This window comes from Variovorax sp. UC74_104 (assembly GCF_044055375.1).
GTDB lineage: Bacteria > Pseudomonadota > Gammaproteobacteria > Burkholderiales > Burkholderiaceae_C > Variovorax.
Genome location: NZ_CP171978.1, coordinates 5847208 through 5872302, shown reverse-complemented (window position 1 = coordinate 5872302; position 25095 = coordinate 5847208). Strand labels below are relative to the sequence as shown.

Below are 25095 nucleotides of genomic sequence, written 5' to 3'. Positions count from 1 at the left end.
CCGGGCTGCCGACGAGCGCCGCTAACGCTCTTTGCGCAGGAACAGGCGCGAGATCGTCTGCGCCGTCTGCTCGCGCGAGGCGGCATCGCCCGCATGCAGCTCGGCCATGGCGCCGTGCATCATCTTCTGCGTGAGCCCGCGCGACATGGCCTCGAGCACGGCCTCGACCGATTCGCCCTTGGCCAGCAGCTTGCGCGCACGCGCCATCTCGGCGGCGCGCCACTCGTCGGCCTGCGCGTTGAGCTGCTGGATCAGCGGCACCGTGCCGCGCTGGCCCAGCCAGTGCATGAAGTTCTGCACGCCGGCATCGATGATCACCTCGGCCTGCGCCACGGCGGCCTGCCGGTTGGCCTGGCCCTGCTGCACCACCTGGGCGAGGTCGTCGACGGTGTAGAGATAGATGTCTTCCAGAGCCTTCACCTCGGGCTCGATGTCGCGCGGCACGGCCAGGTCGACCATGAACATCGGGCGGTGCTTGCGGGCCTTGAGCGCGCGTTCGACCGCGCCCAGGCCGATGATCGGCAGCGTGCTCGCGGTGCAGCTCACGACGATGTCGAACTCCGCCAGCCGCGAGGGCAGGTCGGCCAGCCGCATCGCCTCGCCGCCGAAGCGCGAGGCCAGCTTCTCGCCGCGCTCCAGCGTGCGGTTGGCGATGGCGATCGACTTGGGCTCCTTGGCAGCGAAGTGTGTGGCCGCAAGGTCGATCATCTCGCCCGCGCCGACGAAGAGCACGCGCGTCTTGCGCAGGTCCTCGAAGAGCTGGCCGGCCAGTCGCACAGCGGCGGCGGCCATGCTGATGGAATGCGCGCCGATCTCGGTGGCGGTGCGCACTTCCTTGGCCACCGCGAAGGAGCGCTGGAACAGCTGGTTGAGCGTGCTGCCAAGGGCGCCTGCCGTTTCGGCGGCGCGCACGGCGTCCTTCATCTGGCCGAGGATCTGGGCTTCGCCGAGCACCATCGAATCGAGCCCGCTGGCCACGCGGAAGGCGTGGCGGGCGGCTTCGCCGTCGTGCAGGGTGTAGGCGTGCGAGCGCAGCAGGGCGGGGGCCACGCCGCCGCTCTGGGCCAGCCAGCCGAAGGTGTGGTCGAGCGCGGCGTGTTCCGAGGCGCAGTAGATCTCGGTACGGTTGCAGGTGGAGATGATCGCGGCCTCGACCTGAGGATGGCGGCCGGAGGCGAAGGAACTGCGTAGGCTCTGGAGCGTGGGGGCGATCTGGTCGAGCGCGAACGCGAAACGACCGCGCAGATCGAGCGGCGCGGTCGTATGGTTCAAGCCGAGGGCCCAGACTGACATGCCCATGATTATAAAATCAGCAGCCGCACGAGGCTGGCCAGGGGACAAATGGCTTTCCCTATGACAGCCATAACCCCAGCCGCATGTTCCGGCCCTCGCGCAACCCCTACCGATGGACCTGCCGGCCCTTCTCAACCACCTGCTTAATTTTGTAGCACCCTCGGCTTTTCTGGCCCTGGTGCTGGCCTTTGCCGGGCGGTTCCTGGGCGGCGGGCGCGCTGGCGTCCCGCGCTGGTGGGTGCAGTTCGCGCTGACCTTCGCGGCCGGCGTCGGGGTGCTGGTTGCCGGGCTCGTGGTGTTCGGGCGCGACGGGGCGATGGTGACCTACGCCGCGCTGGTCGTGGTCTGCGGCACGGTCCAGTGGCTGGCGATGCGCGGCTGGCGCCGCTGAAGGCCGGTCTTCATTCAGCCCAGCCGGCGGATCATGTAGACCGATTCGCCCGGATAGGTGGCAAGACGGGCCTCTTGCCCCGGGCCATCGGGCCGCGTGGCCTCGTAGCCCTGCCGCTGCCAGAACCCCACCGACGATTGCACCGATACCAGCGTCGATTGCCGCCAGCCGGCCTGCAGCGCATGGGCCCAGGCATGGCGCACCAGCAGCGGTCCCAGCCCCAGGCCCGAGGAGTCCGGGTGCACAGCCAGGTCGTGCAGGTAGAGCGAATCGGGCCGCTGCGCCTCCTCGAACTCGCCGTGCAGCGGCGTCAGCTTGCCGGCCACCGACGGATAGCCCGCCAGGTAGGCCCGCACGCCGCCTTCATGCTCCGCCACCCATCCGGTGTGCGGCGCGGCAGCAAGGCGCCTAGCGATCAGCGCACCGTCTTCCACGAAGCCCGCACCGTAGCAGGCGAGCTGGATCGCCAGCACCGCGTCGAGGTCGGCGGCGCGCATGGCGCGCACGGAAGGAGTCGTCATCAGGCCAGCAGCAGCTTGTCGTCGTCCAGCTTCTCGCCGCGGGTCTGCTCGAACATGCGCAGCAGGTCGGGCACGTCGAGCCCCGAGCGCTGCGGCCCGGCCACGTCGAGGATCACCTGGCCCTCGTGCAGCATCACCGTGCGGGAGCCGTAGTCCAGCGCCTGTCGCATGCTGTGCGTCACCATCATCGCGGTGAGCTGGCCGGCCTCGACGATCTTGGCCGTGAGTTCCAGCACGAAGGCGGCGGTCTTGGGGTCGAGCGCGGCCGTGTGCTCGTCGAGCAGCAGGATGCGCGAGGGCTTGAGCGACGCCATCAGCAGGCTCACCGCCTGCCGCTGCCCGCCCGAGAGCAGGCCGATGCGGTCGGCCAGCCGGTTCTCCAGCCCCAGCTTCAGGATCGACAGCTTCTCGCGGAACAGCTCGCGCAGATTGCGGTTGAGCGCGAAGCCGAAGGCCCGGCGCTCGCCGCGCTTCCAGGCCAGCGCCATGTTCTCCTCGATGGTCAGCGCCTCGCAGGTGCCGGCCATCGGATCCTGGAACACGCGCGCCACCATGCCCGAGCGCTGCCAGGCGTTCATGCGCGTCACGTCCTTGCCGTCGATCTCGATGCGGCCCTTGTCGACGATCAGGTCGCCGCTCACCGCATTCAAAAAGGTCGACTTGCCAGCGCCGTTCGAGCCGATCACGGTGACGAACTGGCCGGTGGGAATCTCCAGGCTCAGGCCGCGCAGCACGCGGTTCTCGATCGGCGTGCCCGGGTTGAAGGTCATCTCGAGTTGTTGGGCGCGCAGCATCAGTTCTTCCCCTTGAACAGGCCACCCAGCCTGCGCTTGTAGGCCGGCACGAGCAGCGCGAAGGCCACCAGCACGGCGGTCACCAGGTTCAGGTCCTGCGCCTGCAGGCCCATGAAGTCGGTGTTCAGCGCCATCGCGATGAAGAAGCGGTACAGCAGCGCACCGACGATGCAGGCCAGCGTGGTGATGACCATGCTGCGCGCGGGAATCAGCGTCTCGCCGATGATCACCGCGGCCAGCCCGATCACGATCGTGCCCACGCCCATCGAGATGTCGGCCGTGCCCTGGCTCTGCGCGAACAGCGCGCCGGCCAGCGCCACCAGCGCGTTCGACAGCGCCAGGCCGGCCATGGTGTGGAAGTCGGTGGAAATGCCCTGCGCCCGCGCCATGCGCGCGTTGCCGCCGGTGGCGCGCATCGCCAGGCCGGCTTCGGAAGCGAAGAACATGTCGACCACGATCTTCGCGACGGCCACGATCAGGAGCAGCAACAGCGGCTTGGCCCACTGCTCGGGCATGCCGCCGAAGCTGGCCATGCTGAACACCGTGGGTTCCGTGATGAGCGCCACGTTGGGCTTGCCCATGACGCGCAGGTTGATGGAGTACAGCGCGATCATCACCAGGATGCTCGCCAGCAACTGCATGATCTTCAGCTTCACGTTGAGCCAGGCCGTGACCCAGCCCGAGGCGGCACCGGCCACGCAGGCCACCGCGGTGGCGGCGACCGGGTTCCAGCCCGCGACGATGAGCGTCGCGGCCACGGCGGCGCCCAGCGGGAAGCTGCCGTCCACCGTGAGGTCGGGGAAGTTGATGATGCGAAACGACAGGAAGACGCCCAGCGCGACCAGCCCGAATATCAGGCCGATCTCGATGGCGCCCAGCGAAGCGATGAGCGACATGGGTAAAAGAGGAAAGCCGGCCGCTTCTTACTTCGTGCTCACGACCTTGGCGGTCTTCAGCAGCTCGTCGGACAGCGTCACGCCCTGCAGCTTGGCCGCGCCGGGGTTCACCACCAGCTCGAAGTTGGCGCTGGTCTGCGAGGCGATCGTGCCGGGCTTCTCGCCCTTGAGGATGCGCACCACGACCTTGCCGGTCTGGCGGCCGATGTCGGTGTAGTTCAGGCCCAGCGCGGCCACGGCGCCGCGCTCGACGGTGGCAGTGTCGGCCGCCACCACCGGCAGCTTGCCCTGCTGCGCCACCTTCACGATGCCCTCGAAGGCCGAGACCACGTTGTTGTCGGTGGGCGTGTAGATCACGTCGGCCTTGCCGACCAGGCTCTGCGCGGCCGTCGGCACGTCCACCGTGCGGGCGGCGGCGGCTTCCACCACGGTCATGCCAGCGGCCGAGGCGGCCTTCTTGAGCGAGTCGACGATGGCCACCGAGTTGGCTTCGCCGGGGCTGTAGATCACGCCGATGCGCTTGGCGGCGGGCACCACCTGCTTGATGAGGGCGATGTGCTTTTCCAGCGGCGACAGGTCGGACACGCCCGTCACGTTGGTGCCCGTGGGCTCCCAGCTCTTCACCAGCTTGGCCGCCACCGGGTCGGTGACCGCCGAATACACCACCGGGATGCTCTTGGTGGCAGCCACCACGGCCTGCGCCGACGGCGTGGCGATGGCGACGATCGCATCGGGCTGGTCGCCCACGTACTTGCGGGCGATCTGGGCGGCGGTGCCCACGTTGCCCTGTGCGCTCTGGTAGGTGAACTTGAGGTTCTTGCCTTCCTCGTAGCCCGAAGCCTTCAGCTCGGCCTTCACGCCGTCGCGCACCGCGTCCAGCGCCGGGTGCTCGACGATGGCGGTCACGGCCACCGACTTGGTGTCGGCTGCGAACGACGGCGCGGCGGCCAGCATGCCGAGGGCCAGGGCCACTGCGCTGAAGGGGGTGCGAAGCAAAGCGTTTTTCACGGGAAAGGGTCTCCGGATGGGGATTTGGATGCGTCTGAAGCCGCAGGCGGGTGCCGGCGGCGGGGGATTCAGCGGCTGGACATCGCGTCGTGCGGTCCGGGCGCCAGGGAGTCTAGATCGTACTTTGCACAATTAAGGTGCATCAAAGCCTCGGGCTTACCCCGCTTTGCGCCATAAAATTGCATCGACTTGGTGCATTGGGAGAAAAAATTGCATGACATCGCACTCGACCGGATCGACCGGAAAATTCTCGAGCACCTGCAGGCCCACGGCCGGGCCACCAACCTGGAGCTGGCGGAAGTGGCCAATCTCTCGCCCGCGCAGTGCCTGCGGCGCCACCGGCGGCTGGAGGAACTGGGGCTGATCCACGGCTATGCGGCGCGGCTGAACGCGCGCCACATCGGGCTGGGCGTGACCGCCTTCATCCACGTGACCATGGCGCGCGGCCACGTCGACGAACTGCCCAAGTTCCAGGACCTGATCGCCGACATGAAGCAGATCCTGGAGTGCTACTCGGTGACCGGCGACTTCGACTACGTGCTCAAGGTCGTCGCGCAGGACCTCGAGTCGCTCTCGCAGTTCCTGATGCACACGCTGATGCACATGCCCGGCGTATCGGCGGTGCGCTCCAGCGTGTGCCTCAACGAGATCAAGTTCACCACCGCGCTGCCGCTGGAGTGAGCGGGGCCGCTCAGGTCGGCGGCACGCCGGGGATCGGCGAGGCGGGCGACGAAGGCACGGCCGCCGGCGGTGCCGGCATTTCCGGCGCCGCGGCCATCACCATCGTCGGCACTGCCAGCGGCAGCGAGGCCTTCTTGAGTTCGTCGAGGATGGTGAACAGCAGGTCGCTGCGCACGCCCCCCGCCAGCCGCGGGCTCGCCACGTAGGCGATTGCCTGGAAGATCAGCAGCCCGTTCTCGATGCCCTCCAGCGTGAGCGAGGGCGCCGGCGTCTCCAGCACGCCCTCGTGCCCCTTGCAGGCCGCGAGGATCAGCTCGCGCACGCGCTGCGCGTCGGTGGTCAGCGGCATCGGCAGGCGGATCAGCACGCGGCCCTCGGCGTTGGCCAGCGTCATGTTGCGCACGGTCTTGGTGATGAACTCCGAGTTCGGCACGATCAGCGTCGAGCGGTCGCCCAGCTGGATCTCGGTGGCGCGCACGTTGATGCGCCGCACGTCGCCCTCGGCCGTGCCCAGCACCACCCAGTCGCCCACCTTCACCGGCTGCTCGGCCAGCAGGATCAGCCCAGAGATGAAGTTCTGCACGATGGCCTGCAGGCCGAAGCCGATACCCACCGACAGCGCGCTCGCCACCCACGCGATGCGCTCGATGCCGATGCCCAGCGCCGACAGCGAGAAGGCGATCACCAGGATGCCGCCCACGTAGCCCAGCAGCGTGGTGATGGAACTCTGCATGCCCGGCTCGAACTTCGTGCTGGGCAGGTAGCTGTGCGCGAGCCAGCGCTTGAAGATGCGCAGCACCACGAAGCCCACCACGGCCACGCCGATGGCGCTGAGGATCGCCCCGGGCACCAGCTGGAATTCGCCCACCTTCACGCCGGTGCCGAACTTGCCGCTGCGCTGGAACACCTCGCCCGGCCCGGTGCCCAGCGGCGCGGCCAGCGCGATCAGCATGTAGAAGAAGAGACCCACCCGGCTGATCGCCGACAGCACCGTGGCGACCTGGTCCAGCGTCTGCGGCGCGAGGTTGAAGCTCTTCTGCAGCCGCTGGCCGAAGCTGGCGCGCGAGGACACCGTGGCCATGAACACGTCGTCCGCGAACTTGAAGAGCACGTAGAAGGCGGCCGCCACGATGCCGCTCCAGGCGAGCTGCGAGGCCAGGAAGCTCGCAAGCGCCACGTAGCCGAGGCCCACCAGCACCCAGATGGCGATCATCAGCATGCCGATCAGCGCCACCAGCAGGCCGACCCACATCGGCCGCTCGGGCAGGCCGGCCTCGGGCGCGTCGGCGCGCAGCGGCTTCACGAGATAGAGCACCGAGCCGACCAGCGCCGTCAGCACCAGCGCGGTGAGGACGTGCGTGGCCACCACGGCCGCGAAGCTCGCGTCGATCAGCGAATTGACCTCGGCAGGCGTCCACGCGAGCACGGCCACCAGCGCAACCAGCCAGGGCAGGGCGGCCAGCCGCGTGGCCATGGCGTCGGGAATCGGCGGCAGGCGCCACGAAGGCCGGCTCGTGGCCAGCAGCCCGCGGCCCAGCCCGATCACGAAGGCCATGAACACCAGCGCCTGCGCCGTCGAATTCAGCACCTTGCGCGCCTGCGGCTCCCAGGTGGCGAACTCCTTGAGCACCTCGACGAAGCCGTGTGCCGCCACCGCCGCCAGCAGCATGTGGCTGGCGACGATGCCGATCACCAGCAGCGAGCGCCGCAGCCGCCCCGCCGGCAGGAAGCGCGCGGCCAGCTTCACGAGCAGGGCCTCGGCCGCCCAGTTGCCGAACACCGCGAGCAGCAGCGCGCCGATCAGCGCGGCGATCACCGTCAGGCGCGTCTCGGGCTGGGTGGCGGCCACCAGGCCGTCGTTCACCGAGGACGCCATCGCCTGCAGGCGGGCCAGGTCGTCGGGCCAGGCCTCGCGCAGGTCGCTCCAGAACTCGCTGGTCAGCGGCGAGGCCGCGCGCTCGGTGAGCTGCGCCTCGAACAGCGCCCGGCGCTGCGTGACCAGCTCGGTGCCGCGCTGGCGCACATCGACCGACAGCAGGCGCGCGAGGCGGATGTCGGCGTCCAGCGCATTGCGCTCCTTGGTCAGGCGGGCGCGCTGGCGGGTGATGTCGGGGTCTTCGGTGGCGCCGGCGGCGGGCGGGTTGCCGAGCTCGCCGAGCTTGGCGTTCAGGTCGGCAAGATCGCCGGCTCGCGCGGCGACGAACTTGTCCGCCTGCACGCCGATGTCGTTGATCTGCGAGAGCAGCTTGCGCGCGTCCTCGTCGGTCTCGGCGGCGGTGCTGAGCTTGGTGAACTGCGCGCGCAGCTCGGCCACCGTGGGGGCAGGGGCTGCCGCGGCCGCGGCGGCGCTGTTGCCACCGGTGCCGAGGTCAGGCTGCGCCTGGGCGCCGCCGCAGATGAACAGGGCCGCGAGGCAGAAGCTCGCGAAGCGTAGGGTCCAACTCATGGCCGCATCATAGAAGCCGCCATTTCGTAAAGACCGGTAAGGCAAGTGCGCAAGTGCAGCCTGCGCGGTCCGGCCTTCGCGGCCTCAGCCGGCGGGCCTGAAAAGGTCGACCCGATCGGTGATGATGCCGTCGGTGCCCAGGTCGATCAGCCGCTGCGCGGCCTGCTCGTCGTTCACCGTGTAGCTCAGCGCGCGCATGCCCGCGCCGTGCACCCGAGCCACCACGGCCGCGTCCCACAGCGCGTGGTTGCAGACGATGGCGACGCAGCCCAGTTGCTGCGCGGCCTCGAGCCAGCCATCCCAGAGCTTGTCGAGCAGCAGGCCCCGGGGCAGCTCGGGCTGCACGGCCTGCGCGCCCTTCAGCGACTCGACCTGGAAGGATGTGAGCAGCGGCGGCACCGCCGCGCCCTGCCAAAGCCGGGCCGCTTCGCGCGCCACCACCTCGCCGGTTTCACGCTCGGTGCCGGGCGTGGGCTTGATCTCGATGTTGAGCAGGTACTCGTTGGCCCGGCAGAAGCGCGCCAGGTTCTCCAGCGTGGGCAGCGGCTCGCCTGCGTAGGCGCGCGAGTGCCAGCCGCCCGCGTCGAGCTGCGCCAGCGCGCTCCAGGGCTGGGCGCCGCCGGTGCCGTGGCCGCTGGTGGTGCGGTCGAGCGTTGCGTCGTGCATCAGGAAGACGACGCCGTCAGCGCTGAGCTTGGCATCGCACTCGAACATGCGATAGCCGTGCGATGCGCCGAGCCGGAAGGCGGCCAGCGTGTTTTCGGGAGCGAGCTTGCCGGCGCCGCGGTGGGCGACCCAGCGGGGGTAGGGCCAGGGATTCAGCTCGGCCATCGATCAGTCCGCGCGTTTGCCGGAACCCGCGTCGAACCAGTGCAGCTTGTCTTCGCGCGCGGCGATCTTCACCGTGTCGCCGGCAACGGGCGGATGGTCCGCCTCGTCGGTGCGCATGATGATCTGCTCGTCGCCGATGCGGCCGTACACCAGCCGTTCGGCACCCAGCAGCTCGACGTGCTCGACCTGCACCGACCAGCCGTTCTCGTCGAGCACCAGGTGCTCGGGGCGGATGCCCAGGATCTGGCCCGGACGCACGCCCGGCGCGTGCTTGAGCAGGTTCATCGGCGGCGAGCCGATGAAGCTGGCCACGAAGGTGGTGGCGGGGCGGTTGTACACCTCCTCGGGCGTCGCGAACTGGTCCATCACGCCGCCGTTCATCACGATGATGCGCTGCGCCAGCGTCATGGCCTCGACCTGGTCGTGCGTGACGAACAGCGAGGTGATGCCGAGCTCGCGGTGCAGCTTCTGGATCTCGAAGCGCGTCTGGGCGCGCAGCTTGGCGTCCAGGTTCGACAGCGGTTCGTCGAACAAGAACACCTGCGGCTGGCGCACGATGGCGCGGCCCATGGCCACGCGCTGGCGCTGGCCGCCGGAAAGCTCGCGCGGCTTGCGCTCCAGCAGATGGCCCAGCTCCAGGATCTTCGCGGCCTTGTCGACGCGCACCTTGATCTCGGCCGGCGGCACCTTGGCGATCTTCAGGCCGTAGGCCATGTTCGCGAACACGCTCATGTGCGGATAGAGCGCGTAGTTCTGGAACACCATGGCGATGTCGCGCTCGGAGGGTTCGAGCTGGTTCACGACCTTGTTGCCGATGGCGATCTCGCCGGCGGAGATTTCCTCCAGGCCGGCCACCATGCGCAGCAGCGTCGACTTGCCGCAGCCCGAGGGCCCGACGATGACGATGAACTCGTGGTCGGCGATCTCGGCGCTCACGCCGTGGATGACCTGGTTGGCCTTGGGCCCGTGGCCGTAGCGCTTGATGACGTTGCGTAGGGAGAGGGAAGCCATAACTTATTTTTCAGTGTCCACGAGGCCCTTGACGAACCACTTCTGCATCAGCACCACCACCAGCGCTGGCGGCAGCATCGCGAGGATGGCGGTTGCCATCACCACGTTCCATTCGTTCTGGCCGTCACCACCGGCGATCAGCCGCTTGATGCCGACCACGATCGGGTACATGTCCTCGTTGGTGACCGCCAGCAGCGGCCACAGGTACTGGTTCCAGCCGTAGATGAACTGGATCACGAAGAGCGCGGCGATGCTGGTCTTCGACAGCGGCAGCAGCACGTCGAAGAAGAAGCGCATGGGGCTCGCGCCGTCCATGCGCGAGGCCTCGGTGAGCTCCTCGGGCACCGTCAGGAAGAACTGCCGGAACAGGAAGGTGGCGGTGGCCGAGGCGATCAGCGGAACCGTGAGGCCCGCGTAGCTGTTGAGCATGCTCAGGTCCGACAGCACTTTGTAGGTGGGCAGGATGCGCACCTCCACCGGCAGCATCAGCGTGACGAAGATGGCCCAGAAGCAGATCTTCTTGAACGGGAAGCGGAAATACACGATGGCGAAGGCCGACAGCAGCGAAATGGCGATCTTGCCGATGGCGATGACCAGCGCCGTCACCAGGCTCACCCACATCATGTGGGCCACCGGGGCGTTGGAGCCCGCGCTGCTGGCGCGGCCGAAGAGCGCGCCCTTGTAGCTGTCGAGCATGTTCGAGCCGGGCAGCAGCGGCATCGGCCGCTGCACGATCTCCTGCGCGGTGTGGGTGGACGCCACGAACGCGAGGTAGATGGGGAAGGCGACGATCAGGACGCCGAGGATCATCACCACGTGGGCGAGGATGCCCTGGGTGCTTCTTCTTTCAACCATGTCAGTACTGCACCTTCTTTTCGACGTAGCGGAATTGCACGATGGTCAGCGCGATCACGATCACCATGAGCACCACCGACTGCGCGGCCGAGCCGCCGAGGTCCAGGGCCTTGAAGCCGTCGTGGTAGACCTTGTAGACGAGGATTTCCGTGTCCTTGCCCGGGCCGCCCTCGGTGGCGGCGTGCACGATGGCGAACGTGTCGAAGAACGCATAGACCACGTTCATCACCAGCAGGAAGAAGGTGGTGGGCGACAGCAGCGGGAACTGCACCGTCCAGAAGCGGCGCCACGGGCGCGCGCCGTCGATGGCGGCAGCCTCGATCAGCGACTTGGGGATGGACTGTAGCCCGGCCAGGAAGAACAGGAAGTTGTAGGAGATCTGCTTCCACACGGCGGCCATCACGATCAGCGTCATGGCGTGTTTCGAGTTGAGCAGATGGTTCCAGTCGATGCCGATCTTGCCCAGCGCATAGGCGACCACGCCCAGCGAGGGGGAGAACATGAAGACCCACAGCACGGCGGCCACGGCCGGCGCCACGGCGTACGGCAGGATCAGCATGGTCTTGTAGAACATGCCGCCGCGCACGATGCGGTCGGCGAACACGGCCAGCGTCAGCGACAGGCTGAGGCCGATGGTGGCCACCAGCACCGAGAAGACGGCGGTGGTCTTGAACGACTCGGCATAGGCCGGGTCCTCGAAGAGGTCCTTGAAGTTCTGCAGCCCGACGAAATCGACGGAGGTGCCGAAGGCGTCCTGCTGCTGCAGCGACTGCAGCAGGGCCTGGCCCGCCGGCCAGAAGAAAAACACGAAGATCACCGCCATCTGCGGCGCCAGCAGCAGCCAGGGCAGCCAGCCCGAGCGAAAGAAAACGCGTTTTTCCATGAACCCTCTACGTAAAAAATCCCGCCGCGCCCGCTCTTTTGCAAGAGCCGACGGGGGCGGGCGATATCAGCCGGACACGGAAGCCGTCCGGCGGCCGGGCGTCAGCTCTTGTTGGCCTTCTGGAAGCGTTCCAGCTGCTCGTTGCCGCGGGTCACGATGGCGTCGAGGGCTTCCTTGGCGGTCTTCTTGCCGTTCCAGACCTGTTCGAGCTCTTCGTCCTCGATGGCGCGGATCTGCACGTAGTTGCCCAGGCGGATGCCGCGGCTCTTGTCGGTGACCTTGCGGATCATCTGCGTCACGGCCACGTCGGTGCCGGGGTTCTGCTTGTAGAAGCCCGACTCTTCGGTGAGCTTGTACGAGGCCGTGGTCACGGGCAGGTAGCCCGTGCGCTTGTGGCTGGCGGACTGCACTTCAGGCGTCGAGATGAAGCTGAAGAACTTGGCCACGCCCTTGTACTCGGCCGGCTTCTTGCCCGACATGACCCACAGGCTGGCGCCGCCGATCACGGTGTTCTGCGGTGCGCCCGGCACGTCCGGGTAGTAGGGCAGGGGAGCCAGGCCGTAGGCGAACTTGGCGTTCTTGGCCACGTTGCCGTAGAAGCCCGAGGAGGTGTTGATCATGGCGCACTCGCCCGACACGAACGAGGCCTCGGGCACGTTGCCGCGGCCCTTGTAGATGAAGAGCCCCTGCTTGGCCATGCTGGCCAGGTTCTCGATGTGGCGCTGGTGCAGCGGCGAGTTGACCTTCAGGCGCGCGTCCAGGCCCTGCAGGCCGTTGGCCTTGCTGGCGAACTCCACGTTGTGCCAGGCCGAGAAGCTCTCGACCTGCGTCCAGTTCTGCCATGCCGTGGTGAACGGGCACTTGTGGCCGCTGGCCTTGAGCTTGGCGGCGGCGGCGACCACTTCGGGCCAGGTGGCGGGCGCCTTGTCGGTGGGCAGGCCGGCGGCCTTGAAGGCGTCCTTGTTGAAATAGAAGATGGTGGTCGAGCTGTTGAAGGGGAAGCTCAGCATCTGGCCGTTGGGGGCGGTGTAGTAGCCGGCCACGGCGGGAATGTAGGCTGCCGGGTCGAACTTCTCGCCCGCGTCCTTCATGACCTGGCCGACCGGCACGATGGCGCCCTTGCTGGCCATCATGGTGGCGGTGCCCACCTCGAACACCTGCAGGATGTGCGGTGCGTTGCCGGCGCGGAAGGCCGCGATGGAGGCCGTCATCGATTCGTCGTAGGTGCCCTTGAAGGTCGGGACGATCTTGTATTCCTTCTGGCTCTCGTTGAACTGCCTGGCCAGGTCGTTGACCCACTCGTTGTTGACGGCGGTCATGGAATGCCACCACTGGATCTCGGTCTGGGCCTGTGCCACGTTGAAGAACGTGGTGGCGGCCAACGCCGATGCCAAGGCGAGCGTCTTGAATCGCATGAAGACTCCTGAAGGGAAAAATGGAAAGCGCGGATGCTAGGGCATGTGCATGACACAGCCGCGTCACATTGGCGCACGGGGGGCGGGTTTCTTCCAATCGGGGAAACCCCTTTGGACCCTTCGGCTCCTCTTTGTCTTTCCCCCTGGATTTGGCCCTGTTCGCAGCAGGCCCGGCACGGGGTGCGGCCCCTCTTGCTGCGCTGCACCATGCTAGCATCGCCCTCCCTTTTTCGGCCTAGCCTGTCGCCGTGGCCGGGGCTTCCAAGAGACCTCCATGAGCAGCAAAACCTCCCTCGACAAAAGCAGGATCAAGTTCCTCTTGCTCGAAGGCATCCACCCCTCGGCCGTGGAGGTGCTGCGCGCCGCCGGCTACACCAACATCGAATCGCTGCCGGGCGCGCTGCCCGACGCCGAACTGAAGGAAAAGATCGCCGACGTGCACTTCCTGGGCATCCGCTCGCGCACCCAGCTCACCGCCGAGGTGTTCGCTGCGGCGCACAAGCTGGTGGCGGCAGGCTGCTTCTGCATCGGCACCAACCAGGTCGACCTCGAAGCCGCCCGCGAGCATGGCGTGGCGGTGTTCAACGCTCCGTACTCCAACACCCGCTCGGTGGCCGAGCTGGTGCTTGCCGAAGCCATCCTGCTGCTGCGCGGCGTGCCCGAGAAGAGCGCGGTGGCGCATCGCGGCGGCTGGCTCAAGTCGGCCGAGAACGCGTATGAAATCCGCGGCAAGACGCTGGGCATCGTGGGCTACGGCTCGATCGGCGCGCAGCTGTCGGTGCTGGCCGAGGCGCTGGGCATGCACGTGGCCTTCTACGACGTGGTCACCAAGCTGCCGCTGGGCAATGCGCGCCAGGTGCGCGAGCTGCACCAGCTGCTGGCCCAGAGCGACATCGTCACGCTGCACGTGCCCGAGACGCAGGCCACCCAGTGGATGATCGGCACGGCCGAGATCGCGGCGATGAAGCCCGGCGCCATCCTCATCAACGCCTCGCGCGGCACGGTGGTCGAGATCGAGCCGCTGGCCGAGGCCCTGAAGACCCGCAAGCTTCTGGGCGCCGCCGTCGACGTGTTCCCGGTGGAGCCGCGCAGCAACAAGGACGAGTTCCAGTCGCCCCTGCGCGGCCTCGACAACGTGATCCTCACGCCCCACATCGGCGGCTCGACCATGGAGGCGCAGGCCAACATCGGCCTGGAAGTGGCGGAAAAGCTGGTCAAGTACAGCGACAACGGCACCTCGACCTCGTCGGTCAACTTCCCCGAGGTGGCGCTGCCGGCGCACCCGGGCAAGCACCGGCTGCTGCACGTGCACCGCAACGTGCCGGGCGTGCTGTCGGAGATCAACAAGATCTTCTCGGACAACCACATCAACATCTCCTCGCAGTTCCTGCAGACCAACGAGAAGATCGGCTACGTGGTGATGGACATCGACGCCGCCTCGTCCGACCTGGCGCTGGAGAAGCTGGCGAAGGTCGGCGGCACCATCCGCAGCCGCGTGCTGTTCTGAGTTTTTCCGGGGATCCCCGGGGAAGGGCTCCCCGGAAGCAGCGCCTACCGCGTCTACCACAAGGTCGAAGCAACCGCCACGCGGCAAGACCCCAGGCGCTGCAATAAAATCCCCAGCCCGGCTATGGGCGCGCAGCGCCCGGCCGAGGCGCCCCACCCGATGAATGCTCCGACCGCGTTGAACGCGCTATTGGCACAGGCCGCAGAGCCGGTACGACTGCGCGAGATCCCCTACAACTACACCAGCTTCTCCGACCGAGAAATCGTGATTCGCCTGCTGGGCGAACGCGGCTGGGAACTGCTCCAGACCCTGCGCGCCGAGCGCCGCACCGGCCGATCGGCGCGCATGCTCTACGAGGTGCTGGGCGACATCTGGGTGGTCCAGCGCAACCCCTACCTCGTCGACGACCTGCTCGACAACCCGCGCCGCCGCGGCCAGCTGGTCGATGCCCTCCGGCACCGCCTGGCCGAGGTGCAGAAGCGCCGCACCCCCGACAGCGACCTGCCGCGCGACCAGCTGGTGGGCGAACTCACTGCCCTGGTGGGCGACGCGGTGGCCGCCTTCGACACCAAGTTCCGCGACGTCGCCGCCCTGCGCCGCAAGGCCACCCGCGTCCTGGGCCGCCTCACCGCCAAGGACAACATCAAGTTCGACGGCCTCTCGCGCGTGGCCCACGTCACCGACGCCACCGACTGGCGCGTGGAGTACCCCTTCGTCGTGCTGTGCCCCGACACCGAGGCCGAGATGGCGCTGCTGGTGAAGGGCTGCATCGAGCTGGGCCTGACCATCATCCCGCGCGGAGGCGGCACCGGCTACACCGGCGGCGCCATTCCGCTGACCTGGAACAGCGTCGTCATCAACACCGAGAAGCTCGAGGCGATGACCGAGGTCGAGCACGTCCCGCTGCCTGGCCTGGCCGATCCGGTGCCCACCATCTGGACCGAAGCCGGCGTGGTCACCCAGCGCGTGGCCGACGCGGCCGAGCGCGCGGGCTTCGTCTTCGCGGTCGATCCGACCTCCGCCGAGGCTTCTTGCGTGGGCGGCAACGTCGCCATGAACGCGGGCGGCAAGAAGGCCGTGCTGTGGGGCACGGCGCTCGACAACCTCGCCTCGTGGCGCATGGTCACGCCTCAGGCCGAATGGCTCGAAGGTCACGCGCATCGGCCACAACCTCGGCAAGATCCACGACGTCGACAGCGCCGTCTTCGAGCTGCAGTACTACGCTGCCGACGGCAGGACGAAGCTGCGCAATGAGCGCCTCGAGATCCCGGGCCGCACCTTCCGCAAGGAAGGCCTGGGCAAGGACGTGACCGACAAGTTCCTCTCGGGCCTGCCGGGCATCCAGAAGGAAGGCTGCGACGGCCTCATCACCAGCTGCCGCTGGGTGGTGCACCGCATGCCGGCGCACACGCGCACCGTGTGCCTGGAGTTCTTCGGCAACGCCAAGGACGCGGTGCCCAGCATCGTCGAGATCAAGGACTTCATGTTCGCCGAGCAGAAGCGCTCGGGCGTGCTGCTCGCCGGCCTCGAACACCTGGACGACCGCTACCTCAAGGCCGTGGGCTACGCCACCAAGTCGAAGACGCACGGCGGGCTGCCCAAGATGGTGCTGTTCGGCGACATCGCCGGCGACGACGCCGACGAGGTGGCGCGCGTCACCTCGGAAGTGGTGCGCATCGCCAACTCGCGCAGCGGCGAAGGCTTCATCGCCATCAGCCCCGAGGCGCGCAAGAAGTTCTGGCTCGACCGCAAGCGCACGGCCGCCATCAGCCGCCACACCAACGCCTTCAAGATCAACGAGGACGTGGTGATCCCGCTGCCGCGCATGGCCGAGTACAGCGACGGCATCGAGCGCATCAACATCGAGCTGTCGCTGCAGAACAAGCTCGCGCTCACCGACGAGCTCGAAGCCTTCCTCACGCGCGGCAACCTGCCGCTGGGCAAGACCGACGACGCGCACGAGATTCCCGCGGCCGAGCTGCTGGAAGACCGCGTCGCGCAGGCCGTGGCGCTGGTGCAGGAAACGCGCGCGCTGTGGGCCGGCTGGCTGAAGGACGTCGACACACTGTTCCCGCAGCTGCAGGACCACTCGCTGCGCGCGAGCTGGAAGACCCAGCTGCGCCAGCCGCTGCAGGCCATCTTCACGGGCGCCGAGTTCGCGCCGATCCTGGCGGAGTGCGCCGCCATCCACAAGCGCGTGCTCAAGGGCCGCGTGTGGGTCGCGCTGCACATGCATGCGGGCGACGGCAACGTGCACACCAACATCCCCGTCAACAGCGACAACTACGACATGCTGCAGACCGCGCATGCCGCGGTGGTGCGCATCATGGCGCTGGCGCGCAGCCTCGACGGCGTGATCTCGGGCGAGCACGGCATCGGCATCACCAAGCTCGAGTTCCTGAGCGACGACGAGCTGCGTCCCTTCACCGAGTACAAGGCCAAGGTCGACCCCGAGGGCCGCTTCAACAAGGGCAAGCTGCTGCGCGCGCCCGCCGGCAAGCCCGAGACGCTGCATGCCGACCTGACCAACGCCTACACGCCGAGCTTCGGCCTCATGGGGCACGAGTCGCTCATCATGCAGCAGAGCGACATCGGCGCCATCGCCGACAGCGTGAAGGACTGCCTGCGCTGCGGCAAGTGCAAGCCGGTGTGCGCCACGCACGTTCCGCGCGCCAACCTGCTGTACAGCCCGCGCAACAAGATCCTCGCGACCTCGCTGCTGGTGGAGGCCTTCCTCTATGAAGAACAGACCCGGCGCGGCGTGAGCATCAAGCACTGGGAGGAGTTCGAGGACGTGGCCGACCACTGCACCGTGTGCCACAAGTGCCTCACGCCCTGCCCGGTGAAGATCGACTTCGGCGACGTGTCGATGAACATGCGCAACCTGCTGCGCAAGATGGGCCAGAAGAGCTTCCGCCCCGGCAACGCGGCCGCGATGTTCTTTCTCAACGCGACCAATCCGCAGACCATCAAGGCGGTGCGCGCGGGCATGGTGGGCGTTGGCTTCAAGGCGCAGCGCCTGGCCAACGACCTGCTGCGCGGCCTCGCGAAGAAGCAGACCTCGGCGCCGCCGGCCTCGCTGGGGCCGGCTCCCGTCAAGGAGCAGGTGATCCACTTCATCAACAAGAAGATGCCGGGCAACCTGCCGAAGAAGACGGCGCGCGCGCTGCTCGACATCGAGGACGCGGACTACGTGCCGATCATCCGCAACCCGAAGGCGACCACTTCCGAGACCGAAGCGGTCTTCTACTTCCCGGGCTGCGGATCGGAGCGCCTGTTCTCGCAGGTGGGGCTCGCGACGCAGGCGATGCTGTGGCACGCGGGCGTGCAGACCGTGCTGCCGCCGGGCTACCTGTGCTGCGGCTATCCGCAGCGCGGCAGCGGCCAGTTCGACAAGGCCGAGAAGATGATCACGGACAACCGCGTGCTCTTCCACCGCGTGGCCAACACGCTCAACTACCTCGACATCAAGACCGTGGTGGTGAGCTGCGGCACCTGCTACGACCAGCTGCAGGGCTACCAGTTCGACAAGATCTTCCCGGGCTGCCGGATCGTCGACATCCACGAGTACCTGCTCGAGAAGGGCATCACGCTCGCTGGCGCGGCAGGCGGCGGCTACCTCTACCACGACCCCTGCCATTCGCCGATGAAGCAGCAGGACCCGATGAAGACGGTGAAGGCGCTGGTCGGCGACAACGTGCTCAAGAACGATCGCTGCTGCGGCGAATCGGGCACGCTGGGCGTGTCGCGGCCCGACATTTCCACGCAGATCCGCTTCCGCAAGGAAGAAGAGCTGAAGAAGGGCGAAGCCGCGCTGCGCGACGCCGGCAAGGTCGGCGAGAAGGACAACGTGAAGATCCTCACCAGCTGCCCGAGCTGCCTGCAGGGCCTCTCGCGCTACGGCAACGACCTGAACAACGGCCTGCTCGAAGCCGACTACATCGTGGTCGAGATGGCCAACAAGATCCTCGGCGAAGACTGGATGCCCGACTACGTGGAAGCCGCCAACCGCGGCGGCATCGAGCGGGTGCTGGTGTGACGGCGAAGGTGCAGGGCTGCGTGCTGTGCGAGGGCCCGGGCGGGCGCCTCGTGTTCGAGGGCGCGAAGCTGCGCGTGATCCATGCCGAGGAGGCGGGCTTCCCGGCCTTCTATCGCGTGGTGTGGCGCGAGCACGCACCGGAGTTCTCCGACCTCGACGCGGCCGACCGTGTCCTGTGCATGGAGGCGGTGACGGTGGTCGAGCAGTGCCTTCGCGAGCACCTGAAGCCGGCGAAGGTCAACCTCGCCGCGCTCGGCAACATGGTCGCGCACCTGCACTGGCATGTGATCGCGCGCTTCTCGAACGACAGCCATTTCCCGGGCTCGGTGTGGGCGCCCGTGCAGCGCGAGCGCAATGTCGCGCTGGAGGCGGACATCGCCGCGCGCCTGCCGGTCATCGAGGCTGCGATGATCGAGCGATTGGGCAACAGGAGCTTCTGATGGCAGGCTTGAAACCGGGCGCACCGACGCCGCAGTCGATCACCGTGCACGGCCAGTCGCGCGTGCTCGAAGTCGGCTTCTCCGACGGCGCGACCTTCCGCATTCCCTTCGAGCTGATGCGCATCTATTCGCCCTCGGCCGAAGTGCAGGGCCACGGCCCCGGGCAGGAAGTGCTGCAGACCGGCAAGCGCGAGGTCGAACTCGTCGACCTCGAGGCGGTGGGCAACTACGCCGTGCAGCCGACCTTCAGCGACGGCCACAACACCGGCATCTACTCGTGGGACCTGCTCTACGAACTGGGCGAGAAGCAGGCCGAGCTGTGGGCCGACTACGAGCGCCGGCTGGCCGAGGCGGGTGTCGATCGCGACGCACCGATGATCGAGAAGGGCGGCCACGCCTGCGGCAGCCACTGAACTCGCGGAGTGCCCGAAACTCCGCGCGTGCTATTGAAAAGATAGCCCTACGCCCAGAAAGGGCGGGGCTGAAAAAGCAACAAATGTCCGCCGTGCTCGCGGGGTCGTCGACTTGATGTGAAGGCTTCCGGCCTAACATCGGTCGCATGAGCACCACACACTTCGGCTACGAAACAGTCGACGAAAGCGAGAAGGCCCGCCGCGTGCGCGGTGTCTTCGATTCGGTCGCATCGCGCTACGACATCATGAACGACCTGATGTCGGCCGGCCTGCACCGCGCCTGGAAGGCATACACCGTCATGGTCGCGAACGTGGGCGAAGGCTCGCGCGTCCTCGACATCGCCGGCGGCACCGGCGACCTTGCACTGGCCTTCGCGAAGAAGGTCGGCGCCAGCGGCCAGGTGGTCCACACCGACATCAACGAGGCCATGCTGCGCACCGGCCGCGACCGCCTGCTCGACGCCGGCGTCGCGCTGCCCACCATGGTCTGCGACGCGGAGAAGCTGCCCTTTCCCGACAACCACTTCGACGTGGTCACCGTGGCCTTCGGCCTGCGCAACATGACGCACAAGGACGCGGCGCTCAAGGAGATGAACCGCGTGCTCAAGCCGCGCGGCAAGCTGCTCGTGCTGGAGTTCTCGAAGGTCGCGAAGCCGCTCGCGAAAGCCTACGACTGGTACTCCTTCAACGTGCTGCCCCGGTTGGGCAAGCTCGTGGCGGGCGACGACGCGAGCTATCGCTATCTCGCCGAATCCATCCGGATGCACCCCTCGCAAGAGGAGCTCAAGACCCTCATGAAAGAGGGCGGTTTCGGACATGTGGACTATCACAACATGACTGGGGGAATCGCTGCCCTCCATGTTGGAATCAAGTGTTGATGAAGCGATCTTTCGCTCGAAGAGGAGACGACGATATGAAGAGTTTGGGTTCTTTGTTCCTGGCAGCCGCATTGGTGCTGGTCAGCGTCCAGGCCGAGGCTGCCCGCATGGGTGGCGGCAAGTCGGTGGGGCGCCAGTCGTCCAACGTGACGCAGCGCGAGGCTGCATCGCCCTCGGCGCCTGCACAGCAGAATGCGACCAATGCGGCAGCGGCCAAGCCCGCGACGCCTGCGCCTGCTGCAGCCGCAGCACCGAAGCGCCCGTGGGGCGCAATGCTCGGCGGCCTGGCCGCCGGCCTGGGTCTCGCATGGCTCGCGAGTTCGCTGGGCCTCGGCGCCGGTTTCGCCAACATCCTGCTGATCGGCCTGCTCGTGCTGGCAGGTGTGGTGGTGTGGCGCATGATCAAGTCGCGCTCGCAGCCCGTCGCCAACCGCCAGGGCGGCTTCGCCTTCCAGGGGGCAGGCGCCAGCCCGAGCAACGCGAGCGCTCCGGCGCAGTACAGCCCCAACAACGTGGGCAACGATGCATCGGCACGTCCGTGGGAGCGCAACAACGCTGCCTTCGATGCCGCGCCGCACGGCAGCAGCCTCTCGGCGGCTGGCGCAGCGGCCGGCGGCAGCATGATCGGCTCGGCGCTCGGTGGTTCGCAGTCGTGGGGCATCCCCGCCGGCTTCGACGTCGATGGCTTCCTCGGCGCTGCAAAGCGCAACTTCGTGACCCTGCAGGACGCGTGGGACCGCGCCGACGTGTCGACGCTGCGTTCGATGATGACCGACGGCATGGTCGACGAGATCCGCTCGCAGCTGGCCGACCGCGCCAGCCACACCGGCGGTGCCTCGAACAAGACCGAAGTCGTGATGCTCGACGCCAAGCTGCTCGGCATCGAGGAGCTGCCCGATGCCTACATGGCCAGCGTGGAGTTCTCCGGCATGATCCGCGAAGACGCCTCGGCGGGCCCAGGCCCGTTCCGCGAAGTGTGGAACATGACCAAGCCCGTCAGCGGCAACAGCGGCTGGCTCGTGGCAGGCGTGCAGGCGCTGCAATAAGCCACGCAGGCAGGTTAGGCAGGAAAAACCTGAAACGCGGCCCGGCCCTCTCTGGGCCGCGACACAGGCGGATAATGGGGACATGGCCACACCATCGTCCCCATTTTCTTTTCTAGGCGACCTCTTCAACACCATTGGCGAGCGCCTGCAGCCCCCGGACTGGGCGGTCCACGAGATACAGAACCGCGCGGTCCTGTTCCTCAACCACGTGCTGCAGCAGGAGTCCGAGGCCCAGCAGCGGCTGCTGCGCCAGCAGGGGCGGGTGGTGCGCTTCCAGTGGCGCTTCGTGACCATGGAGCTGGTGGCCACGCCGGCCGGCCTGCTCGACCTGGCCCCGGCCGGCTCGGTGCCCGAGCTGACGCTCGCCGTCACCGACGAATCCCCCTTCGACATCGCCCGCGCCGCGCTCCGTGGCGACAAGCCTGCCGTGCAGATCATCGGCGACGTGCAGCTGGCGGCCGAGGTCAACTGGCTGGTCGACCACGTGCGCTGGGACATCGAGGACGACCTCGCCCGCGTGATCGGCGACGTGCCCGCGCACACGCTGGGCAACGCCGTGCGGCGCGTGACGGGTGCGCTGCGCCAGTTCGTCGGCGACCGCGCGGCCAAGGCGGGCGGTTCGGCTGCCGGCCCGGCAGGCAACGCCGAATGAGGCGCTTCTACCGCGGCCTTTTCATCGTCTGGGTCGCGCTGCGCTACGGCCTCGACGAGCTGGTGCTCTCGAGCTTCCAGAAGCCCTGGGTGCGCGGCGTCACACGCGTTCTTTCCTTCGGGCGCAACCTCGATGCGCCGCGCGGCCAGCGGCTGCGCGAGGCGCTCGAAAGCCTCGGCCCGATCTTCGTGAAGTTCGGCCAGGTGCTGTCGACCCGGCGCGACCTGCTGCCGCCCGACATCGCCGACGAACTGGCTTTCCTGCAGGACCGGGTACCGCCGTTTCCCTCTGCCGTGGCCATCGCGACCATCGAGCGCGCATTCCGCCGTCCGGTGAGCGACGTGTTCGTGCAGTTCGACGAGACGCCCATCGCCAGTGCCTCGATCGCGCAGGTGCACTTCGCGACCATCCGCACCAACGACGGCCAGGAGCGCGAGGTGGCGGTGAAGGTACTGCGCCCCAACATGCGCGGCGTGATCGAGAAAGACCTGGCGCTGATGGCCATGATGGCCGGCTGGCTCGAGAACCTTTCAGCTGATGGCAAGCGCCTGAAGCCGCGCGAGGTGGTGGCGGAGTTCGACAAGTACCTGCACGACGAGCTCGACCTGGTGCGCGAGGCCGCCAACGCGGCCCAGCTGCGCCGCAACATGGCCGCGCTCGACCTGGTGCTGATTCCGGAGATGTTCTGGGACTTCTGCCACCCCGAGGTCATCGTGATGGAGCGCATGAAGGGCGTGCCCATCGCGCAGATGGAGCGCCTGCGCGCCGCCGGGGTCGACATCCCCAAGCTGGCGCGCGACGGCGTCACCATCTTCTTCACGCAGGTGTTCCGCGACGGCTTCTTCCATGCCGACATGCACCCCGGCAACATCCAGGTGAGCCTGGAGCCCGAGACCTTCGGGCGCTACATCTCGCTGGACTTCGGGATCATCGGCACGCTGACCGAGTCGGACAAGGAATACCTCGCGCAGAACTTCGTGGCCTTCTTCCGGCGCGACTACAAGCGCGTGGCCGAACTGCACCTCGAAAGCGGCTGGGTGCCGGTGGGCACCCGCATCGACGAGTTGGAGGCGGCCATCCGCACCGTGTGCGAGCCGTATTTCGACCGACCGCTGAAGGAAATCTCGCTGGGCATGGTGCTGATGCGCCTGTTCCAGACCTCGCGGCGCTTCCACGTCGAGATCCAGCCGCAGCTGGTGCTGCTGCAGAAGACGCTGCTCAACATCGAGGGCCTGGGGCGCAACATCGACCCCGAACTCGACCTCTGGGCCACGGCCAAGCCCTTCCTCGAGAAGTGGATGGTCGACCAGATCGGTCCCAAGAAGCTGTTCCAGCAGCTCAAGGCCGAGGCGCCGCGGTACGCCAAATTGCTGCCCCAATTACCTCGATTACTGCACGATTTCCTGGAAAATCGCCCGGTCGACAACCGCCGCGAGCTGCTCGAACTGCTGGCCGAACAGAAACGCACCAACCGGTTGCTGCAGACCATCGTCTACGGTGGCATAGGTTTTGTATTGGGGTTGCTCGCCATGCAATTGCTGGTGCGCGTGCGTCTGTTCTAGAGGAGTCTGTGCCGTGTTGTTGACGCTGGTCATCGTCTATCTGCTTGTCACCATCGCGATCGGCCTCTACGCCGCCAAGCGGGTGAAAAACACCACCGACTTCGCCATCGCCGGGCGGCACCTGCCGCTCTACATGATCGTCACGACCACCTTCGCGACCTGGTTCGGCTCCGAAACGGTGCTCGGCATCCCGGCCAAGTTCATCGAGGGCGGGCTCAACGGCGTGGTGGAAGACCCCTTCGGGGCCGGCACCTGCCTGATCCTGGTGGGCCTGTTCTTCGCCGGCAAGCTCTACCGCATGACGCTTCTGACCATCAGCGACTACTACCGCGAGCGCTACGGCCGCGGCGTGGAGGTGGCCTGCTCGCTCATCATCATGCTGAGCTACCTGGGCTGGGTGTCGGCACAGGTCACGGCGCTGGGGCTGGTGTTCAACCTGCTTTCGGGCGGCGTGATCAGCATCCCGGTGGGCATGGTGATCGGGGTGGTCTCGATCCTGGCTTATACGCTCTTCGGCGGCATGTGGTCGGTGGCCGTCACCGACTTCATCCAGATGATCATCCTGGTGGTCGGCCTGGCCGTGATCGCGATGTTCGCGGGCAACATGGCCGGCGGCGCCGACAAGGTGGTGGCCTTTGCGGTCAGCAAGGACCTCTTCAAGTTCTGGCCCGAGCCGAGCCTGCACGACATCGTGTTCTTCTTCGCGGCCGCGATCACCATGATGCTGGGCTCCATCCCGCAGCAGGACGTGTTCCAGCGGGTGATGTCGGCCAACAGCGTCAAGGCGGCCCGGCGCGGGCCGGTGATCGGCGGGCTGGCGTACATCCTGTTCGCCTTCGTGCCGATGTTCCTGGTGGCCAGCGCGCTGCTCATCATGCCGGAGCAGACCTCCACGCTGCTGAAGGAAGACCCCCAGAAGGTGCTGCCCACGCTGGTGCTCGAGAAGATGCCCTTCGTGATGCAGGTGCTGTTCTTCGGCGCGCTGCTGTCGGCCATCAAGTCGACCGCCTCGGCCACGCTGCTGGCTCCCAGCGTCACCTTCACCGAGAACATCTGGCGCCAGTTCCGCCCGGCCGGTACCGACCGCCAGAACCTGATGACCATGCGCATCACGGTGCTGCTCTTCAGCGCCGCCGTGCTCGCCTACGCGATCCGCATGCAGGGCACTTCCATCTACGAGCAGGTGTCGGGCGCCTACCAGGTGCCGCTGGTGGGGGCCTTCGTGCCGCTGGTCTGCGGCCTCTACTGGCGCCGGGCCACCACGCAGGGGGCGGTGGCCTCGATCGTTCTGGGCATCGGCGTCTGGCTGCTCTTCCTGGGGGTTTCGTCCTGGGGCGCCGTGTTCCCGGCCCAGCTGGCGGGCGTACTGTGCTCCTTCGCGGGCATGGTGATCGGCTCGCTGCTGCCGCAATGGTTGGCGAACACTCACACGCCGCACCGCCCGCTGGCCACGGAGCCGGCCTGAAGCCTGGGGCCGGCGGCCGGGCCGGGCGCCCTTCGGCGGGGGCGCCCCTATAATCGAGGGCTTTGCGA

At 67.5% G+C, this 25095-nt stretch carries 21 protein-coding genes and 1 pseudogene; 11 read left to right on the top strand and 11 right to left on the bottom strand.

The window, feature by feature from the left end; genetic code table 11:
• Positions 1 to 21: 21 nt before the first annotated feature.
• Positions 22 to 1293, bottom strand: coding sequence for a glutamyl-tRNA reductase (hemA, locus tag ACHMXA_RS27610; protein WP_176663123.1), 1272 nt, complete (start codon positions 1291 to 1293; stop codon positions 22 to 24).
• A gap of 112 nt (positions 1294 to 1405) precedes the next feature.
• On the opposite strand from hemA, the gene ACHMXA_RS27605 reads away from it, so the two are divergent.
• The gene (locus tag ACHMXA_RS27605; RefSeq protein ID WP_395317125.1) at positions 1406 to 1684 is read left to right on the top strand and encodes a hypothetical protein; all 279 of its coding nucleotides are present in this window, start codon (positions 1406 to 1408) and stop codon (positions 1682 to 1684) included.
• Positions 1685 to 1698: 14 nt separating this feature from the next.
• Here ACHMXA_RS27605 and ACHMXA_RS27600 read toward each other — a convergent pair whose 3' ends face one another.
• Genes ACHMXA_RS27600 through ACHMXA_RS27585 form a run of 4 tightly spaced genes read right to left on the bottom strand, consistent with a single transcriptional unit; the run spans position 1699 to position 4849 of the window.
• Positions 1699 to 2205, bottom strand: coding sequence for a GNAT family N-acetyltransferase (locus ACHMXA_RS27600; protein ID WP_395317124.1), 507 nt, complete (start codon positions 2203 to 2205; stop codon positions 1699 to 1701).
• Positions 2205 to 2999, bottom strand: coding sequence for an ABC transporter ATP-binding protein (locus ACHMXA_RS27595; protein ID WP_093198297.1), 795 nt, complete (start codon positions 2997 to 2999; stop codon positions 2205 to 2207). The genes ACHMXA_RS27600 and ACHMXA_RS27595 overlap by 1 nt, the downstream gene beginning before the upstream one ends.
• Positions 2999 to 3895, bottom strand: coding sequence for an ABC transporter permease (locus tag ACHMXA_RS27590; RefSeq protein ID WP_176663119.1), 897 nt, complete (start codon positions 3893 to 3895; stop codon positions 2999 to 3001). Before ACHMXA_RS27590 ends, ACHMXA_RS27595 begins: the two co-directional genes overlap by 1 nt.
• A 27-nt stretch (positions 3896 to 3922) precedes the next feature.
• Positions 3923 to 4849, bottom strand: coding sequence for an ABC transporter substrate-binding protein (locus ACHMXA_RS27585; protein WP_395321394.1), 927 nt, complete (start codon positions 4847 to 4849; stop codon positions 3923 to 3925).
• A gap of 264 nt (positions 4850 to 5113) precedes the next feature.
• Here ACHMXA_RS27585 and ACHMXA_RS27580 point away from each other — a divergent pair, with 264 nt between their 5' ends.
• A complete protein-coding gene (locus ACHMXA_RS27580) occupies positions 5114 to 5584 on the top strand; it encodes an Lrp/AsnC family transcriptional regulator (protein WP_395317123.1) in 471 nt (156 codons plus the stop codon).
• Between the two features lie 10 nt (positions 5585 to 5594).
• Here the strand turns inward: ACHMXA_RS27580 and ACHMXA_RS27575 are convergent, their stop codons facing one another.
• From ACHMXA_RS27575 to ugpB, 6 genes are all read right to left on the bottom strand, one after another.
• On the bottom strand, positions 5595 to 8030 hold the full coding sequence (locus tag ACHMXA_RS27575; RefSeq protein ID WP_395317122.1) for a DUF3772 domain-containing protein: 2436 nt from the start codon (positions 8028 to 8030) through the stop codon (positions 5595 to 5597).
• Positions 8031 to 8114: 84 nt separating this feature from the next.
• Positions 8115 to 8861: a glycerophosphodiester phosphodiesterase gene (ugpQ, locus tag ACHMXA_RS27570; RefSeq protein WP_395317121.1), complete on the bottom strand. Its 747-nt coding sequence runs from the start codon at positions 8859 to 8861 to the stop codon at positions 8115 to 8117.
• A 3-nt stretch (positions 8862 to 8864) separates the two neighbouring features.
• Positions 8865 to 9872: a sn-glycerol-3-phosphate ABC transporter ATP-binding protein UgpC gene (gene ugpC / locus ACHMXA_RS27565; protein ID WP_176663115.1), complete on the bottom strand. Its 1008-nt coding sequence runs from the start codon at positions 9870 to 9872 to the stop codon at positions 8865 to 8867.
• Between the two features lie 3 nt (positions 9873 to 9875).
• A complete protein-coding gene (ugpE, locus tag ACHMXA_RS27560; protein WP_176663114.1) occupies positions 9876 to 10727 on the bottom strand; it encodes a sn-glycerol-3-phosphate ABC transporter permease UgpE in 852 nt (283 codons plus the stop codon).
• 1 nt (position 10728) lies between these two features.
• The gene (ugpA, locus tag ACHMXA_RS27555) at positions 10729 to 11610 is read right to left on the bottom strand and encodes a sn-glycerol-3-phosphate ABC transporter permease UgpA (RefSeq protein ID WP_395317120.1); all 882 of its coding nucleotides are present in this window, start codon (positions 11608 to 11610) and stop codon (positions 10729 to 10731) included.
• 101 nt (positions 11611 to 11711) lie between these two features.
• Positions 11712 to 13025: a sn-glycerol-3-phosphate ABC transporter substrate-binding protein UgpB gene (ugpB, locus tag ACHMXA_RS27550; RefSeq protein WP_395317119.1), complete on the bottom strand. Its 1314-nt coding sequence runs from the start codon at positions 13023 to 13025 to the stop codon at positions 11712 to 11714.
• 274 nt (positions 13026 to 13299) lie between these two features.
• On the opposite strand from ugpB, the gene serA reads away from it, so the two are divergent.
• The 9 genes and pseudogenes from serA (at position 13300) to ACHMXA_RS27505 (ending at position 25027) form a co-directional block, all read left to right on the top strand.
• Positions 13300 to 14532 (top strand): phosphoglycerate dehydrogenase, encoded by a 1233-nt coding sequence (gene serA / locus ACHMXA_RS27545; RefSeq protein ID WP_395317118.1) that lies wholly within the window; start codon positions 13300 to 13302, stop codon positions 14530 to 14532.
• A gap of 159 nt (positions 14533 to 14691) precedes the next feature.
• Positions 14692 to 18571 (top strand): annotated as a pseudogene (locus tag ACHMXA_RS27540) (DUF3683 domain-containing protein).
• On the top strand, positions 18568 to 19011 hold the full coding sequence (locus ACHMXA_RS27535; protein ID WP_395317117.1) for an HIT family protein: 444 nt from the start codon (positions 18568 to 18570) through the stop codon (positions 19009 to 19011). Before ACHMXA_RS27540 ends, ACHMXA_RS27535 begins: the two are co-directional and overlap by 4 nt.
• Positions 19011 to 19424 carry a gamma-butyrobetaine hydroxylase-like domain-containing protein gene (locus tag ACHMXA_RS27530; RefSeq protein WP_176663108.1) on the top strand — a complete coding sequence of 138 codons (414 nt, stop codon included), beginning with the start codon at positions 19011 to 19013 and terminating at the stop codon, positions 19422 to 19424. Before ACHMXA_RS27535 ends, ACHMXA_RS27530 begins: the two co-directional genes overlap by 1 nt.
• A 146-nt stretch (positions 19425 to 19570) precedes the next feature.
• Positions 19571 to 20302 carry a bifunctional demethylmenaquinone methyltransferase/2-methoxy-6-polyprenyl-1,4-benzoquinol methylase UbiE gene (gene ubiE / locus ACHMXA_RS27525; protein ID WP_176663107.1) on the top strand — a complete coding sequence of 244 codons (732 nt, stop codon included), beginning with the start codon at positions 19571 to 19573 and terminating at the stop codon, positions 20300 to 20302.
• A 35-nt stretch (positions 20303 to 20337) separates the two neighbouring features.
• On the top strand, positions 20338 to 21348 hold the full coding sequence (locus ACHMXA_RS27520; protein ID WP_395317116.1) for a Tim44 domain-containing protein: 1011 nt from the start codon (positions 20338 to 20340) through the stop codon (positions 21346 to 21348).
• A gap of 82 nt (positions 21349 to 21430) precedes the next feature.
• Complete coding sequence (locus tag ACHMXA_RS27515) at positions 21431 to 22000, top strand: hypothetical protein (RefSeq protein ID WP_395317115.1); 570 nt, start codon at positions 21431 to 21433, stop codon at positions 21998 to 22000.
• Positions 21997 to 23562 carry a ubiquinone biosynthesis regulatory protein kinase UbiB gene (ubiB, locus tag ACHMXA_RS27510; protein ID WP_176663104.1) on the top strand — a complete coding sequence of 522 codons (1566 nt, stop codon included), beginning with the start codon at positions 21997 to 21999 and terminating at the stop codon, positions 23560 to 23562. Before ACHMXA_RS27515 ends, ubiB begins: the two co-directional genes overlap by 4 nt.
• Before the next feature lie 13 nt (positions 23563 to 23575).
• A complete protein-coding gene (locus ACHMXA_RS27505) occupies positions 23576 to 25027 on the top strand; it encodes a sodium:solute symporter family protein (RefSeq protein WP_395317114.1) in 1452 nt (483 codons plus the stop codon).
• The last annotated feature ends 68 nt before the right edge of the window (positions 25028 to 25095 follow it).

Coding starts and splice junctions, on each gene's coding strand:
- ACHMXA_RS27585 (WP_395321394.1), bottom strand. CDS start 4,849: ATGCTGGCCGCCGCGCCGTCGTTCGCAGCCGACACCAAGTCGGTGGCC.
- ACHMXA_RS27520 (WP_395317116.1), top strand. CDS start 20,338: ATGAAGAGTTTGGGTTCTTTGTTCCTGGCAGCCGCATTGGTGCTGGTC.
- ugpB (WP_395317119.1), bottom strand. CDS start 13,025: ATGCGATTCAAGACGCTCGCCTTGGCATCGGCGTTGGCCGCCACCACG.
- ACHMXA_RS27600 (WP_395317124.1), bottom strand. CDS start 2,205: ATGACGACTCCTTCCGTGCGCGCCATGCGCGCCGCCGACCTCGACGCG.
- ACHMXA_RS27590 (WP_176663119.1), bottom strand. CDS start 3,895: ATGTCGCTCATCGCTTCGCTGGGCGCCATCGAGATCGGCCTGATATTC.
- serA (WP_395317118.1), top strand. CDS start 13,300: ATGAGCAGCAAAACCTCCCTCGACAAAAGCAGGATCAAGTTCCTCTTG.
- ACHMXA_RS27515 (WP_395317115.1), top strand. CDS start 21,431: ATGGCCACACCATCGTCCCCATTTTCTTTTCTAGGCGACCTCTTCAAC.
- ACHMXA_RS27605 (WP_395317125.1), top strand. CDS start 1,406: ATGGACCTGCCGGCCCTTCTCAACCACCTGCTTAATTTTGTAGCACCC.
- ACHMXA_RS27530 (WP_176663108.1), top strand. CDS start 19,011: ATGGCAGGCTTGAAACCGGGCGCACCGACGCCGCAGTCGATCACCGTG.
- ugpQ (WP_395317121.1), bottom strand. CDS start 8,861: ATGGCCGAGCTGAATCCCTGGCCCTACCCCCGCTGGGTCGCCCACCGC.
- ACHMXA_RS27595 (WP_093198297.1), bottom strand. CDS start 2,999: ATGCTGCGCGCCCAACAACTCGAGATGACCTTCAACCCGGGCACGCCG.
- ACHMXA_RS27575 (WP_395317122.1), bottom strand. CDS start 8,030: ATGAGTTGGACCCTACGCTTCGCGAGCTTCTGCCTCGCGGCCCTGTTC.
- hemA (WP_176663123.1), bottom strand. CDS start 1,293: ATGTCAGTCTGGGCCCTCGGCTTGAACCATACGACCGCGCCGCTCGAT.
- ugpE (WP_176663114.1), bottom strand. CDS start 10,727: ATGGTTGAAAGAAGAAGCACCCAGGGCATCCTCGCCCACGTGGTGATG.
- ubiE (WP_176663107.1), top strand. CDS start 19,571: ATGAGCACCACACACTTCGGCTACGAAACAGTCGACGAAAGCGAGAAG.
- ugpC (WP_176663115.1), bottom strand. CDS start 9,872: ATGGCTTCCCTCTCCCTACGCAACGTCATCAAGCGCTACGGCCACGGG.
- ugpA (WP_395317120.1), bottom strand. CDS start 11,610: ATGGAAAAACGCGTTTTCTTTCGCTCGGGCTGGCTGCCCTGGCTGCTG.
- ubiB (WP_176663104.1), top strand. CDS start 21,997: ATGAGGCGCTTCTACCGCGGCCTTTTCATCGTCTGGGTCGCGCTGCGC.